10 protein-coding genes are annotated in these 16,272 nt (G+C 43.2%); 3 read left to right on the top strand and 7 right to left on the bottom strand.

Annotation, left to right across the window (positions count from 1 at the left end; translation table 11 throughout):
* Nucleotides 1–106: 106 nt before the first annotated feature.
* The 4 genes from FSB76_RS29185 to FSB76_RS29170 all read right to left on the bottom strand — a co-directional run bounded on the left by FSB76_RS29185 (nucleotide 107) and on the right by FSB76_RS29170 (nucleotide 10,176).
* A complete protein-coding gene (locus tag FSB76_RS29185; RefSeq protein WP_147059807.1) occupies nucleotides 107–2,482 on the bottom strand; it encodes an ABC transporter permease in 2,376 nt (791 codons plus the stop codon).
* 158 nt (nucleotides 2,483–2,640) lie between these two features.
* Nucleotides 2,641–5,067 carry an ABC transporter permease gene (locus tag FSB76_RS29180; protein WP_147059805.1) on the bottom strand — a complete coding sequence of 809 codons (2,427 nt, stop codon included), beginning with the start codon at nucleotides 5,065–5,067 and terminating at the stop codon, nucleotides 2,641–2,643.
* Nucleotides 5,068–5,229: 162 nt separating this feature from the next.
* The gene (locus tag FSB76_RS29175) at nucleotides 5,230–7,635 is read right to left on the bottom strand and encodes an ABC transporter permease (RefSeq protein ID WP_147059803.1); all 2,406 of its coding nucleotides are present in this window, start codon (nucleotides 7,633–7,635) and stop codon (nucleotides 5,230–5,232) included.
* A gap of 147 nt (nucleotides 7,636–7,782) precedes the next feature.
* The gene (locus FSB76_RS29170; RefSeq protein ID WP_147059801.1) at nucleotides 7,783–10,176 is read right to left on the bottom strand and encodes an ABC transporter permease; all 2,394 of its coding nucleotides are present in this window, start codon (nucleotides 10,174–10,176) and stop codon (nucleotides 7,783–7,785) included.
* Nucleotides 10,177–10,433: 257 nt separating this feature from the next.
* On the opposite strand from FSB76_RS29170, the gene FSB76_RS29165 reads away from it, so the two are divergent.
* Nucleotides 10,434–10,730 carry a hypothetical protein gene (locus FSB76_RS29165; protein WP_147059799.1) on the top strand — a complete coding sequence of 99 codons (297 nt, stop codon included), beginning with the start codon at nucleotides 10,434–10,436 and terminating at the stop codon, nucleotides 10,728–10,730.
* 216 nt (nucleotides 10,731–10,946) lie between these two features.
* Here FSB76_RS29165 and FSB76_RS29160 read toward each other — a convergent pair whose 3' ends face one another.
* From FSB76_RS29160 to FSB76_RS29150, 3 genes are read right to left on the bottom strand one after another with little or no spacing between them, the layout of a single operon-like run.
* Nucleotides 10,947–11,318 carry a hypothetical protein gene (locus FSB76_RS29160; RefSeq protein WP_147059797.1) on the bottom strand — a complete coding sequence of 124 codons (372 nt, stop codon included), beginning with the start codon at nucleotides 11,316–11,318 and terminating at the stop codon, nucleotides 10,947–10,949.
* A 32-nt stretch (nucleotides 11,319–11,350) separates the two neighbouring features.
* Nucleotides 11,351–12,580 (bottom strand): M28 family metallopeptidase, encoded by a 1,230-nt coding sequence (locus FSB76_RS29155; protein WP_147059795.1) that lies wholly within the window; start codon nucleotides 12,578–12,580, stop codon nucleotides 11,351–11,353.
* Nucleotide 12,581: 1 nt separating this feature from the next.
* The gene (locus FSB76_RS29150) at nucleotides 12,582–13,898 is read right to left on the bottom strand and encodes a serine hydrolase domain-containing protein (RefSeq protein WP_147059793.1); all 1,317 of its coding nucleotides are present in this window, start codon (nucleotides 13,896–13,898) and stop codon (nucleotides 12,582–12,584) included.
* A 188-nt stretch (nucleotides 13,899–14,086) separates the two neighbouring features.
* On the opposite strand from FSB76_RS29150, the gene FSB76_RS29145 reads away from it, so the two are divergent.
* Together FSB76_RS29145 and FSB76_RS29140 are read left to right on the top strand one after the other, a co-directional pair.
* Entirely contained in the window at nucleotides 14,087–15,124 is a 1,038-nt protein-coding gene (locus FSB76_RS29145; protein WP_147059791.1) for a sensor histidine kinase, read from the top strand.
* Complete coding sequence (locus tag FSB76_RS29140; protein WP_147059789.1) at nucleotides 15,121–15,819, top strand: LytR/AlgR family response regulator transcription factor; 699 nt, start codon at nucleotides 15,121–15,123, stop codon at nucleotides 15,817–15,819. The genes FSB76_RS29145 and FSB76_RS29140 overlap by 4 nt, the downstream gene beginning before the upstream one ends.
* The last annotated feature ends 453 nt before the right edge of the window (nucleotides 15,820–16,272 follow it).

The following is a 16,272-nucleotide window of genomic DNA, read 5'->3' as shown; positions in this document are numbered from 1 at the left end:
TAAACTCTAATTTCTAAATCCTAAAACGGAAAAATCTTAAACCCTAAATTTTACTTTATCGAACTTTTCACCAATAAACTAATGACCCGGTGAACCAATGAACAAACTACTCACTCCTTAAACTCTTTATCGGGTTCATCAGCGCTGCTTTCAATGATTGAAAACTGATGGTAGCCAGTGCTATCACAAAAGTTAAAAATGCAGCCAGCACAAAAATCCACCAGTGCAGCGGAGTTTTGTAGGCGAAACTTTGCAGCCATTTATTCATACAGTAATAACCTATGGGCATAGCTATTACAGTTGCCAGCAATACCGGTTTAAGCAGGTCTTTTGAGATCAGGATAAGGATGTTTTGCACCGATGATCCTAATACTTTGCGTACGCCGATTTCTTTGGTGCGTTTTGTGGCTGTAAATGAAGCCAGCCCAAATAAACCAAGGCAGGCAATAAAAATAGCCAGACCCGAAAAGATAGTGAGCATAGTTTGCTGCCTGATATCTGTTTTATATGTGGTATCGAATTTCTGATCTAAAAAAGTATATTCAAAAGGATAAACCGGAGCTACTTTGGTATAAATATTTTTTACCGCAGCCACCGATGCGGGGATATTGCCTGGTTTTAGTTTGATAACAATTACCCTCCTGTCGTCATTTGGCGCAATGACCAGCGCATCCATATTTTCTTTAAGCGAAAGAAAGTTAAAATCCTCAACCACGCCCACTACATTACGCTTTTTATCATCCCTGCCCCGGTTTTTAATCCACTTGCCTATAGCTTGCTGTGGCGAAAAACCCAGTTCTTTGGCGCAGGTGCGGTTAATGAGTACCGAGTTGGTAGTATCAGTAGCAAATTCCGGCGAGAAATCACGGCCCGCAATTACCTTTAAACCTAAAGTTTTTACGTATTCAAAATCGGCAAATTCGGTACGCGATTTAAAAATAGCCTGTTGGCCTTCAGCATCAAATGCGTGCACGTCATAAAACCCACCCGGCTCGCCCGACATCAGCGAGACCGATGATACGGCACCCGAGTTTTGCAATTCATCCTTAAAGGCTTTGCGGTGATCATAAATATCGTTGTTATCTATCTTGATCACCAGCGTTTGTTCTTTATCATAACCCAACGATTTACTTTTGATGTAATGCATCTGGTTTACGATAACAATAGTGCCGATGATAAGCATCACCGAAATACTGAATTGCAATACCACCAGGCCCTGCCTGAAAATGCTACCGCCTTTACCCAGCTTCAATTTACCCTTTAATGCCTGTATTGGCGAAAACGCCGACATAAATATGGCCGGATAACTTCCCGCTAAAACGCCTACTATCAAAATAACGCCAGACAGGAACAGCCAGATAGGTGCACTATTCCATGATACGGTTAAGGAATAGCCCAGCAACTGGTTGTAAAATGGCATCAGCAGCAACAGTAAACCAATTGACAACGCGCACGAAATGAGCGCCAGCATCAACGACTCGCCAATAAACTGCCAGATTAAATGATTACGCAACGCCCCCATTACTTTGCGCATGCCCACTTCTTTTGAACGCTCAACGGCCCTTATGGTGGCCAGGTTCATGAAGTTGATACAGGCGATAAGCATAATAAGCGCCGCTATGGATATAAAGATGAATACTACCGTTTTGTCGCCATGCTTTACATTATCAAAGGCCGAATATTGCTCAAAATAAATGTCATTCAGCGGGGTTAAAGCCAGATCGAATTTGGCACCGAATTTTTGCATATCCTTGCCCATGTATTTATCCATAAACTGCTTAAACCGGCTCTCGAGCGCTGTTTGGCTGGCATGCTTGTTCAGCAGCACATATACAAACAGCCCGTTATTAATCCAAACATTAAAACCCTGGTTTTTAGTGTAATTGGCTATCGGCATTACCATATCAAAATCAAGGTGCGAGTTTGATGGTACGTCTTTGGCCACTCCGGTAACTTTCAGGTTCAGTTGCTTATCAAACTGCACTACCTTGGCTATGGCATTATCGGCCGAGCCGAAGTATTTTTTGGCGGTAGTCTCTGTAAGTACCACGCTATTGGGATTATCCAGCGCAGTTGCACCATCGCCTTTCAAAAGCGGGAAAGTAAACAGCTTAAAAAAGCCGGCATCTACAGCGTAAACTTTCTTTTCGTTAAAAGCCTTTTCGCCAAATGACACCAGGTTATTTTGCGGCGATACGCGTACCGCCATTTTGATATCCTGCGGAAAGTCGTTCAGCAAAGCCGGCGCATACGGCCCCGACAGGTACGGTACCCTCGGCTGTGCAGGATCAAAACCACGCATTACGCGGTAAATATTTTTGCCCTGCTTATGAAATTTATCAACACTAAACTCATTCATAATATACAGGAAAATCATCAGGCACACGGTAATGCCCATGGTTAACCCCAGGATATGGATCAGCGAAAACGCCTTCTGCTTGTAAAGGTTCCGCCAGGCTATTTTAAAATAATTCTTGATCATCTTTATTTGTTCATTAGTTCACTGGTTCATTAGTTCATTGGTGGTTTTGTTAATTAGTCCATTGGTAAACGCGGGCATGGCGGCGTTAATTCATCAATGCCGTCCGATTCAAACAGACAAGACCAATGAACTAATGAGCCAGTGAACCAATGAACTATCTATTCGCTTCTCAAACTCTTCACCGGGTTCATCAATGCCGCTTTGATGGATTGAAAACTAATAGTAGCAAAGGCTATAAAAACAGCCAGGAAAGCCGATACCGCTAACACCCACCACTGGATATTTTGGCGATAGGCAAAGCTTTGCAGCCATTGGTGCATGGCCAGCCACGCTAAAGGCGTTGCTACCAAAATGGCTATCAGTACCAGTTTTATAAAATCCTTACTCAGCATGGCAACAATGGTGCTCACTTCGGCACCCAATACTTTACGGATGCCTATTTCTTTGCTGCGTTGTTCGGCAGCATAGGCGGCAAGGCCAAACAGGCCAAGGCAAGCAATAATAATGGCCAGTGTGGTAAACACAACGGCTATAGTACCCATACGCTGCTCGGCGCGGTAAGTGGCATCAAAATCATCGTCCATAAACGAGTAGTTGAACTCGCGGTTGGGTGCCATTGATTTCCATTTACCTTTGATAAGGCCCATCAGCGTGGTAATGTTGGCGGTGTTAACTTTTAAACTTAGCGCCCCTTTATCGTCCCCGTACGCCAATGCTACCGGGGTTATATTGGTTTTTAACGAATTGAAGTTAAAATCTTTCACCACACCAACTATCCGGTAGCCCTTCCAGGTTTTGGCCATATTATCCTGCGGAACGTACAACATTTTGTTAATTGGGTCGGCTACGTTCATCAGTTTTGCAGCTGTTTCGTTAATGATCATCGCGGCGGTATCGGTGCCCATTTGTTTGTTAAAATTGCGGCCTTTAACCAGCTTCAAGCCAAGGGTGCCTATATAATCTTCGTCAACCGTCCAGCTTTGGGCCAATACAGCCTTCTTTTGGTCAAGGTTACGGTCGGGGAACATGCTGCTGCTGTTGCGGTAGTCCATGGTGGGCAAAAAGCCCGTCATGGTGGCGTTCAATACACCTGGCAATTGCTTAACCTCGTTTTTGAATGCGGTGGCCTGGTTACCCAAATCCCACGTACCATGCACTATCATCACCTGGTCGCGTTTATAGCCAAGGTCTTTATGTTGAATAAACTGCAGCTGGTTATAAATAACCAACGTACCAATAATCAGGAAAATAGATATCGAAAACTGGAACACCACCAGGAAACTTCTGAGCCAGCTGCCTTTAAAACCGTTGGCAAGTTTGCCTTTTAATACTTCGATAGGCTGAAACGCCGAGAGGAAGAAAGCCGGGTAAAAACCAGCCAAACATCCTATAACCAATACAGCTACTAACATGCCTGGCAGTAACCAGCTTAATGAGCTCACGTTGAAACTAAATGATTTATCGGCCATGTTATTAAATACCGGCAAAAACAGATAAGCAGTAATAACAGCCAGTACGGCGGCTATAAACGTAACCATCACCGACTCGGACAAAAACTGAAAAATAAGGTATTTACGCGGTGAACCCAGCACTTTACGTACCCCCACCTCGCGCGCCCTGTTTGATGAGCGGGCGGTAGATAAGTTCATGAAGTTTACGCAGGCTATCAGCAATATAAAAATAGCCACCGCTGTAAAAATGTATACATACTGGATATTGCCATTGGGCGCGAGTTCCGATACAGCGTTCGATTTTAGGTGGATATCTTTAAGCGCTATCAAATTAAGCTGGTATTTATTACCTGCTTTTTCAAACTGATCGAAAGTAATGTGCAATATACTTTGTAACTGAGGGCCGGCGTGCTTACGCATCAACAGCGGTAATTTAGCTTTAAACTTCTCCGGATCGGCGCCCTGGCGTAATAAAACATAGGTATTAAAATTATTGCTGAACCAGGCATCTTCCTTGCTTTCGACTAAGGTGCTCATAGATAAAAAGAAACCAAAATTAAAGTGCGATTGCTTAGGGATATCTTTTATAACACCCGTTACTTTATAAAGCGTGCTATCATTAAAGGTTAGGGTTTTACCTACAGCTTGCAGCGGATCATTAAAATAACGCCTGGCAACGGTTTCGTTGATAACCACAGTATGTGGTTCAACCAAAGCTTTTTGCGGATCGCCTGCAATCATCGGGAATGTAAAAACATCAAAAAGTGAGGCATCAGCAAACAACATGTGATCTTCCTTAATATTCTGGTTGCCTTTTTTCACGTTGTTGCCTCCCCTGTTTATCAGGCGAACGGTTTTCTCCACCTCCGGCAAATCGGCTACTAAAGCGGCTGCCAACGGAGCGGGCGAACTGGCGTACGACTGATCGTTGCCGCCAAATTTGATATCGTTGTTAATGCGGTATATCCTGTCGGCCTTTGTGTTAAACTTGTCGTAACTCAACTCATCTACCACATAAAAAACAATGAGCAAACAAGTAGCCAGCCCAAGGGCCAGCCCCAAAACATTAATAGCTGTAAAACCTAAGTTTTTCTTCAGCGTACGAAACGCTGTTTTAATATAGTTTTTTATCATTTTATTTGGTTCACTGGTTCATTAGTTCATTGGTGGCACAGTTCATTAATTATTTGCTTATTTCTTCGTTGATTCATTGGTACAATGTTTATTGGTAATTGGAGCAAACGCCGGCAAATTAATCCGCCATACACCAATGAACCAGTGAACCAATGAACCAAATCATTCCGATCTTAAACTTTTAACCGGGTTGCTTAACGCGGCTTTGATGGATTGGAAACTGATGGTTACAAAAGCTATCAAAATGGCTACTCCGCCTGCCATCGCCAATATCCACCATTGGAAGTTAGCGCGGTAAGCAAAGTCCTGCAGCCATTTATTCATGGCCAGCCAGGCCAATGGCGATGCTATTACTATGGCCACCAATACCAGCTTTATAAAATCTTTTGACAACATGCTAACGATAGAGGTTACACTGGCGCCCAAAACTTTACGGATGCCTATTTCCTTATTGCGCTGCTCGGCGGCGTAAGCCGCAAGGCCAAACAAGCCAAGGCAGGCTATCAGGATGGCCAGCGTGCTAAATGAGATAAAGATCTGGCCTATGCGCCTTTCTGAACTGTAGGTGGCATCAAAATCTTCATCCATAAAAGAGTAGGAGAAACGTTGATTTGGCGAAAGTTCTTTCCATTTGCTTTCTATCTGGCTCATGAGCCCCATGATGTTTGCCGTTTTAACCCTCAAGCTAATAGCGCCCCTGTCTTCACTATAATACAACACCACCGGATTAATTTTATCATGCAGCGAATTGAAGTTAAAATCCTTCATTACGCCAACAATATGATAAGGTTGTACCCCATAAGTATCGCGGTAGACGGTTTTATCAAGTGGTTGTTTTTGTCCGTACATCTTCACAAATGCCTCGTTAACTATAATAGCGGCCGTATCTGTGGCCATTTGCTTGTTAAAGTTGCGGCCATCAATCATTTTGATGCCCATGGTGCTGATGTAATCTTCATCAACAGGCCAAAACTCCGAAAGCATGTCTTTTTTAATATCTATTACGCGGTCGGGAAACAGGCCTGTAACATTCCTGTCGTCACCAACCGGCAAAAATGCCGTCATGGTTGCGTTTACCACACCGGGCAGTTGTTTCAGTTGTTGTTTTAATATGGCTGCCTGTTTGCCCAGTACACCGGTATTTTTTATCACCAGCACCTCGCTCCTATCAAAACCAAGATTTTTATTGTGGATGTAATTAAGCTGATTATAGATAACTATAGTACCTATGATCAGGAATATCGAAATTGAAAACTGAAATACTACCAGAAAACTACGAAGCAGCCCTCCCTTAAAGCCGTTGGCAATTTTACCCTTCAATACTTCAATTGGGCGAAAAGCGGATAGGAACAATGCCGGATAAGAGCCCGCCAAAGAACCAATTACCAAAACAATCACCAGCAAGGCCGGCAAAAGCCATGTTAACGTTTGTGACGTTATTGCCAGTTGCTTACCCGCCATCTTGTTAAAAACAGGCATCAGCACAATGGCTAAAATAACAGCTGTTATAGTTGATACCAGCGTAACCATAACAGACTCGGTTAAAAACTGGGCGATAAGGTATTTACGTGCCGAACCTAATACCTTGCGTACCCCAACCTCTTTGGCCCGGTTTGATGAACGGGCGGTTGAAAGATTCATGAAATTAACACAAGCTATAAGCAGTATAAACAGGGCCACGACGGAAAATATGTATACGTACTGAATGCTGCCATTTTTTTCCAGTTCGTACTGGCTGTCAGATCTCAGGTGAATATTAAGCAAGGGTTTCAACTCTGTATTCAAATAGTTTCCGTTTGTTGTCCAGGTTGACGGCGGTGCCATCGAGTTTTTGATTTCGATGTTCCGGATCTGAGTTTCCAGGTTTTTAATGTTGGTGCCTGGTTTTACCAACAGGTAATTACGCATACCGCTGTAGCCCCAGGAGCTTACCTTGCTTTCGGGAATTGAAGAAAATGACAAAAAGAAATCATAATGAAAATGCGAAGCTGCAGGCACATCTTTAATTACAGCAGTAATTTTGTAGGTACTGGTATCATTCATAGTGAATGTTTGCCCTACTACGTTGGTTTTATTAAAATATTTTTTGGCCGTACTTTCGGTGATAACCGCTGTATGTGGTTCTGTTAAAACATTGGTTGCGCTGCCATCAATTATAGGTAAAGTAAATACATCAAACAGGCTCGACTCGGCAAACACAACACGTTTTTCCTGAAGATTTTCGTTCCCCTTACGAATCGAAAACTTTTGTGGTGAAAAAAACAGCGCTGTGTTAGGGATCAAACGGGTTATTTTTTCGATGCTGGGCAAATCTTTTATCGCGGCTGCTAAAGGGGCCTCTGACGATGCGTATGACCCTTCCCTACCGTTTAGCTTTGCATTTACTGTAATGCGGTAAATCCTATCGGCATTGGTGTTATACCTGTCGTAACTCAATTCATCTGCTACATATAATACAATAAGCAAACATGCAGCCAATCCAACAGACAGCCCCAGCACATTTATAGCCGTAAAGCCTTTGTTTTTCCAAAGGCTGCGGTAAGCGGTTTTAAAGTAATTTTTTATCATTTGATTTAGTTCATTAGTTCATTGGTGCTATGTTTATTAGTTCGCTGGCCTGATGTTCATTAGTTTATCGGTGCTATGTTTATTAGTAATTGGGGCAACGCCGCCAAATTGATCCGCCAAACACCAATGAACTAATGAACCAATGAACTACTCGCTTTTAAGGCTCTTAGCCGGATTAACTGTGGCTGCCCTTATCGATCGTGCACTTACGGTTAAAAAAGCGATTACAGTGGCTATAACACCTGCCAGCAGGAATATCCACCATTGGATCTCGACACGGTATGCAAAGCTTTGCAGCCATTTGCTCATGCTATACCAGGCTAATGGAGATGCTATCAGCGCCGCTAATAATACAAGCTTCATTAAATCCTGCGATAGCAGTTTTACGATGCTTGCTATACTGGCGCCTAATACTTTGCGGATACCTATTTCCTTAACCCTTTGTTCGGCGGTAAAAGTGATCAGGCCGAACAGACCTAAGCATGCAATACCAATGGCCAGTATGGTGAATACAAACAGTAGCTTACCTTGCTTTTGCTCGGTTTGGTATTGTGCTGCAAAGTTTTGGTCAAGAAAATTATAGTCTGCTTTATTTTCGGGGTCAAAACGGGCATATACTTTTTGCAGGTAGTTGATGGCTGCCTGTACATTGCCCTGGCCCAGCCGCACGTATAAATTATCTTTATCTTTTGTTTCGGATGGAAGACTTAATACCATAGGCGAAATTTTATGCTGCAACGAGTAGGTATTAAAATCCTTTACTACGCCAATTACGGTTGCGTAGGTAACCACCCCATGGTCTATACCGCTGCGAACGCGAGCGCCAACGGGATTTTTCCAGCCCATTTCTTTCACCAGTGTTTCGTTAACCAATATGGAATGGTTGGCGGTATCGGCAGGACCTTTCATGAAATTACGCCCGGCAGCCATTTTTATCTGCATAGCAGGCAAAAAGTCTTCATCAATGATCAACGATTCTACCAGTTTGCTATCCGGACCTTTTTTACCGTCGGCCCCGATGCTAAAATAGGTAGATCCGATATCGTTGTTGCCGATTGGATTGCCTGCAACCGCCACGCTTTGGATCAAAGGGCTTTGCAATAATTGCGTTTTAATTTCGTCAGTTTTCGCCCTCACGTCACGGTTACGGATGTGGAACGTAAGCATTTGCGATTTGTTGAAGCCAAGGTCTTTAGTCAGCACAAAATTGAGTTGCTGGTAAATTACGCATGACCCAATGATCATCAATATGGTAATCACAAACTGGAATACCACCAGGCCCTTGCGGAAAAGAATGGTTGACGATTGGTTACCCAACTGCCCCTTCATAGCGCTGATAGTTTTGAAGCCCGAAAGGAACAAAGCCGGGTATATGCCACTTACCACGCCGGTAACTACAGCGAATAATGCAAAAACCACCAACGATTTGGTTACCCCGAAATACCAAAGCTGTAACGATTTACCGGATAGCATATTTACGTAGGGTAAGGCAGCCTGTATGAGCACCATACCTGCAATGGTGGCCAGCACGGCCAACAGGATTGATTCGGTAAAAAACATGTACAGCAATTGCAAGCGGCCCGAGCCTATTACTTTCCGGGTACCAATTTCTTTGATCCTGACAGATGAGCGAGCCGTGGTAAGGTTAACGTAATTGATAACTGCGATTGACAGGATGAGCAGGCCAACGATGCCAAAAACATACAGGTAGGCTACGTTGCCATTATTGCCCATCTGGTAGTCAAGGCTGGAGTGCAGGTGAATAGCTGTAAGTGGCAATAGTTCCAGTTTATAGGTTACCCCTGCCAGGTTTTGTTTCAGGTATTTGTTATAAAAGTCGCTGGAGCGTGCTTCTATTTTTTTATAGTCATCATGGTCTTTTAGCAGTACAAAGGTGTAAATGCCTGCGTTGCCCCAGTTGCCATTATAATCGGCATTGAATGAACGGAGTGCGCTAAACTTAAATGTAGAGTTTTGAGGCACATCATCAATTACCCCGGTAACCGTATTTTGAACCTCGCCTTCAAAAGTTATTACTTTATCAATAGCAGATGAAATATCGGGGCCAAAGATCTTTTCGGCCAGTGTTTTGGTTAAAACAATGGATTGTGGCTTTACAAGTGCCGTGCTGGGATCGCCGGCCAAAAAATGATAAGTAAATACATTAAAGATGCTTTTATCGGTAAAAGAAATATCACCTGCTTCAACCTGCTTTTCGTTGTAAACAATTTTGCCCCCGCCCTCCAAATCAACGCGTACGGCCTCTTCAACTTCGGGATAGTCTGCCTTTAACGCCTGTGAATAGGGTGGCGATGTTACTGCCAGGTTAAAACTGCCTCCGTTCCATTTGCCATGTTGGGCTACCTGGAAAATCCTATCCGATTTTTCATTATATCGGTCGTAACTCCATTCATCGGCAACGTATAAACTGATAAGCCAAAACGCTGCCACCCCAATGGCCAGGCCGCTTACATTGATAATAGAGAAAACCTTATGTTTGATTAGGTTACGCCAGGCTATTTTTATATAATTTTTCAACATAAGGCAAATGTTTAACGTTTATACAACTTAGGTATTAAAACGCGTACCAATTATATAATATATTAATAATCAAATATTTATAAAAAAATCAAATATTAAAAACCGTACGAAAGCGGACGGTGGCCGTGCACAGGCGAACAGATGTTAAGGTTATCGGCTAAGTGTATGATCAGGAATGAATAATGACAAATACTGTAACTATTCGTGCATTAAACAACTACGAAAAGTGCCCAAAGCTCCTTACATTAGCACGAATCATGACCGGGATTATTTTCCATAGTTTCGATGTTATTGTTCCTAATGGGCATTTTCCAGGCCATATCGGTTACAAGTATAATTTTGCGATACGGAACTGCAAAAGCGACTCCCGCCTTTTCAGCGCCGTCTTAGTAATTAGTAATCCGGGCCCTGCTGAGTGCAAAAATATTCCTGCATACAACCAGCGTTTGGCAATTACCGGCCTTTCGTTACTTCCCGCTTGTTATGGATACTTTATTGTCGGTATTGCTTTATACGTATCTGTTAACGGCAACCGGCAAGCCATTGCACATTAACAGAAAAAATAGGGAAAGATACCTCCTATCTGGTTTTTACGTTTTTTATGACCATAGATTTTGGAAAAAGGTAACGCCTCACCAACAATCAGCGTGTACAAAACTTAAAACACACGTAAAAAAGTGCGCTCAAAAAAATAAAATATACAACGCGATGGTTAAGCCACTGTGAATAAATGTATGGTTAACTCTTAAAAATGGCAGCTTTGCAATGATTTAACTGCCCGAATTTTCAAATTTATCAGCCCGATCAAATTTTATTTGCGCCGGATCATCGACTTTTATATAGGAGCCGTTTTTTAGAACGCCGGTTACACAGATTTTTTTACCTTCAAAATTAAAATAATCCGGTCCGATGGCCTTTTGGAACTTATATTTAAACCTGATCCTGACATAGGCGTAATGAGTCGAATCACCGAGGTACAAGCCGACGTAAAAGGCCTTGTTACGCTCGCGAAAAACGCGGTCACAGATGGTGACTTTTTCACTGGTATGATTTACGGCATCTTTGGCCGTAATGATGGTTTGAGCGGATAACTTATCAATTGATAATAGGGTAAGTGCGAAAATGATGGTTAGGGCTTTCATGGTTAATTTAGATGAATAGTTAGTTTTTTTATTTATAAATCTGACTGGAGAAAAGTATAGAGTAGATGTGTTGCTCTTCTCAGATGCGGAAAATCGATCAGGCTGATCTTATCCTGCGGGGTGTGATGCTCATCAAAGCCACCGGAACCCAGTAATAATGATGGAATCTGTTTATTTATAAAACTATAAGTGTCTGTATTCCTCAATACTTCTTTTACTGAGTCCGTTGCTGAGAACTGTAGATTTAATGTGGTAAAGTTTTTTCCTGCGTTCATAAAGGCCGTTTTGAATTGAGGGTCACCCAATGCCCACACCCCTTTGAATGAGCGGTGCTTACTGCCCAATTGTTCAAGATTGATCGTCATCACGATATCCTTTTGAGGAACGGGCAAGTGGTCGGCGAACCAATGGGAACCCTTTAGATTAAGCTCCTCGCCACAAAAGAAAGCGAATATTACTGTGCGTTTTGCGGGGTGGGCAGCCAGCATTTTTGCAGCACTAAGTTCGGTCACGCAACCGCTGGCATCGTCATTAGCGCCATTATAAATGTGGTTACCGATGCGGCCAATATGATCGAGATGGGCACCGACAAGTATGGCCCGATGGGCCATTTTGAGGTTAGTACCTAACGCTTTGCCTATTACATTATACCCGGTTTTATCTTCAGACCTGTATTTAAGTTTTACGGTTATGCTGTCCCCGGTTGCCAGCATTTTTGCCAGCAATGGGCTGACCATGATAGAAGGTAGGCTGTTTGCGGCTTTTATGCCATCGGGCCGGTAATGCATATACCCGAAGCGGTATTGCCGGATGACGGTTGTTTCCCAGTTATTTGCCTGTTCTTTGTTGGGGAGAAGGAGAACACCGGCTGATTTATCATTTACCGAATCGCCGGATGTTGTTACGACCCATTTTCCGGGCCCTGTAATACCGCGCTGAATAACAATATAGTTTTTTGGGGAATGCAGGTAGGGTTTACCATTAATGATCAGTGTGGTGCCAGAATAATTATCCCAGCTGAAAGGGACAGGTTGCAAATAGGTTAATTTGTTTCTTTCCTTCCAGCCGGGTTTTATGCCTGATGCCTTTAATTGGCTCGCCACATATTTTGCAGCTTTCAGATATCCGGGAAAGGCAGTAAAACGTCCTTCTGTGGCATCGGAGGCAATACCATACATGTCTTTTTTTAATGTACCCACACTTTGCGATTTGCTTTCCAAAATATTAATGGCCAAAATCAGAATGATCAGATACTTTTTCATATTATTTGCGGTTAACCTTTAGTACTTGTTTGCCACTTTCGATTACGACCAAGGAGTTGGTGTCGGGAAACTGTAGCTGCACATCGTAACCCTCCATAAAGAATTTGTTCGCTGATTCGGGGAATACAGTTACAGTGGGCACACCATCCCCGGAAATTTTTAAGGCGTTGCCATCCTTCTCAACCTTTACCAGTTTGCCATTACTTTGTGCGTATGTGCCGATATAGCTTTGGATCAACTGATCGGCGATAGCTACCCTTTCGTGGCTGGTCGCAGATTTGTTCATGGTTTCCAGGATCAGCGCTCCTTCAGGCAGGGCGCGTTTGATGATGCGGTCGCAGATGAATTCGCCGTTATCACCATTGGTCATCACGACCACGCCGCTTTTTGATCCCGGCAGAAAAATCGCCATAGTCCTAACCCCAATGTCCGAGCCCCCGTGCTGCAGGGCGTATTCACCATTGGGTAGGCCGTCCACGAGGCCCCAACCCAGTCCGGAGGCGTTGCCGCGTTTGGTTCTTCTTTGCGGTCTGATCATTTCGGCATAAACCGGGCCGCCGTCATTAGCCAGTTTCATGGCGTAGATACCCAGGGTGCAATAGTCGGCAATACTGGTGATCAGGTCATCAGCTGCGTTTACCGAAGTTTGGATCGATGTAGCGTAGCGTTTGCCTTGCCCGTCGTGCCACATAGCAAAGCGTGTAGTATCCAGGTTTTCGCTCCAATATTGTGTGTCGTTCATACCCAGCGGTTTGAACAGGTAAGTAGCCATCAATACAGCAAGGGATTGATGAAACTTTGCTTCCAGCGCCCGGCGCAAATACTCAAAACCTTCGCCCGAATAGCCTGAGGCAGTGCCTGGTTCAAATTTGAATTTGAGTTTGGTCCCCCCGTTATCTGACCGCCAGTTAGGGAAACCGGTCTGGTGGCTCAACACAAAACGGGTAGTCAGTTTTATCAGACAAGGATCGCCTGCAATATCCGGATCTGTCCAGTAATGCACCAGCGGCTCATCTAAGTTCCATTTACCCATTTGTACCAGCTTCAAAGTAAGCATAGCGGTTACCGGTTTGGTTTGCGAAGCGATATTGAATAACGAATTTTCTGGTGCAGAGTGCCCGGCTTGTAAGTCGCCAAAGTTTTTGACCCATTTGATCTGACCATTTTCGATAATGCCAACACCAACGCAGGGGACACGGTATTCGGTCATCCAGGCAGGGATATCTTTAAATAAGTTAGTGTGAACAGTATCGGTTTGGGCAAAAGTCGAAACGATCATCAGGAATAAGGCGACTAAGGAGGTGACGAATGTTTTCATAATTTTTAAATTATGGAACAAAAGTATCCTGGCTTCAACCTCTAAAAAATAAGAGTGATAAGTCTATAGGGATTGATGTCGAACGTAAATAAACTGATGATATTCGTCATTTGTAACGTTTATCCCCGGAATCGATCAGTTCATCATCAAAATTTGGATGAGCGGTTTTGCTGTCGTTTATTTGAAAAATGAAGACTTTCGACTGGACACGTTTATTTACCTGGCCTTATAAGATTTACACACAACTATTGTTCTGGGTGATAGTTTTCTTATTATACATCCTGCTGAAGGAGTATCCGCAACGCATGAGCGGGATAACATTGATCTGCCTTGTTTTCCAGGAAACGCTCGAGCTCATCATTCCCTGTTATTCACAAAACCTGTTGGTGCTGCCATTTCTAAAACACCGCAAATGGCTTGTGGGGTTCGTTATTTATGCAGTGCAGCTGGTAGTACTTATCGAGTTACTGCCTTATTTTTTGAACCTTATAGGCTTGCTTTTTGCAAAGCTGTTCCATATTACGGACGTGGTTACTAATTGGCAGGAGCAGCATTTTGCTTTCACGATGGTGGCCTTTACCGTGATGGCCTCACTGGCTAAAGTTGGGATGGATCGTTTGATCCGTGATAAAGAACAAAAGGAAAACGAATTGCGGCACCTGAAAGCTCAACTGAACCCTCATTTCCTGTTCAATACCCTGAATAACCTGTATGGCCTATCCGTCGCTGAATCGAAAAAATTGCCTGATTTGATGCTAAAGCTATCCGACCTGCTAAGATATTCACTATATGACACCAACCAGCATTACGTGGCTTTACAAAAAGAGATCGAATATCTAAATAATTATGTGGAGCTGGAGCGGATTAGGCTAAGTGGCAACTCGGATATTGAGTTGACTTTTGAGGGTGATACGGCAGAAAGATATATAGCCCCTTTGCTGATGATCGTATTTATTGAAAACGCGTTCAAGCATTTTTCAGCCGCTAAGGGCGAAAAGTCCTTTGTGCATATCCGGCTTGCTGTAAACGGGGACGAATTGCATTTAAAAGTTCAAAATTCTGTAGATCCCGGATTTGCACCTATTCTTTCAGCCAAACGAAAAGGCGGCCTTGGTTTGGAAAACGCCCGGCAGCGACTCAACCTGATCTATCCGGGGCAATACCAGCTAAAAATCAATAAAAATCAGGATATCTTTGAAACTAACCTTATAGTTGAACTGACATGATCTTAAATTGCCTTATTGTTGATGATGAACCGATCGCCCGTGATATTTTGAGGGCTTATATTTCGCAGGTGCCTTATTTAAACCTGGCTGGCGAATGCAGGGATGCGTTTGAGGCCATGCAGGTGATCAACCGGCAACCTGTCAATCTGATCATCCTGGATATTAACATGCCGCGTTTAAGCGGGCTGGACATGCTGCGGACACTGAAAAAATACCCGGCGATCATCATCACTTCCGCTTACCCGGAGTACGCGCTGGAGGGGTTCGAACTTTCGGTAACGGATTATCTGTTGAAGCCGTTTTCCTTTCCGCGGTTCGTTCAGGCAACTGAGAAGGCATTGACCACCGTGAATCCCTCATTTTCATCGTCGGCATCAACAGGAGAAAAAGAGGATTTCCTGATGGTAAAATCAGATAAAAAATTAACCAAAGTTTTTTTTTACGAGATCACTTACGTGGAGGCCTATGGCAATTATATCTTCATTTATCGCGAGCAGGACAGGATCATGTCGAAACAAACGCTTACCCAATTTCAAGAACAGCTTCCTGGCAACAGGTTTGTCCGTATTCATAAATCTTACATCATTTCACTTCATTCTGTTAAATTCATAGAAGGCAATGAAGTCTCTATCGGAACTAAAAAATTACCGGTTGGTAAAGTTTATAAGGATAACCTGTTAAAAAAGTTGCAATAAATGACTTGCGAACCTATCGAGATCAAATGAAAAAAGCCTTGTTTTTACTGCTATGTCTGTCCCTTTCTACAGGGTTATCGTCCGCTCTGGCGTGTAATGCACAGCGCTTCTTCCCAAAGGAACCCAATCGTATAATATCGGTGGAACATTTTGAAGTCACTTATTAATGCTGGCTATGCTGTTATTGCGATAATTACGGTTATAACATTGCAATATTCCTAGCTCGGAGAAGAGACTGCAACCAGGCGATGGAGTATATTTACGAAAATGCCTGAAAACGTTATTTTTGTTAAAGTTAGAGAAGTGAAACCACAGAGCGACTATCACCCTTTTCGCGGATTTCGTAAAGCACTGAATCAATAATAGAATCAGATATATAACCCAGGTTGGCGTACAAAAGGCAACTTTGGCAGCACAAAACCCTTCTAAATCTCTAATAGAGTAACTTTTGTT

The organism is Mucilaginibacter ginsenosidivorax, assembly GCF_007971525.1.
GTDB classification, from domain to species: domain Bacteria; phylum Bacteroidota; class Bacteroidia; order Sphingobacteriales; family Sphingobacteriaceae; genus Mucilaginibacter; species Mucilaginibacter ginsenosidivorax.
Note: the sequence above shows the minus strand (reverse complement) of the source record. Positions and strands in the feature narration are given on the sequence as shown.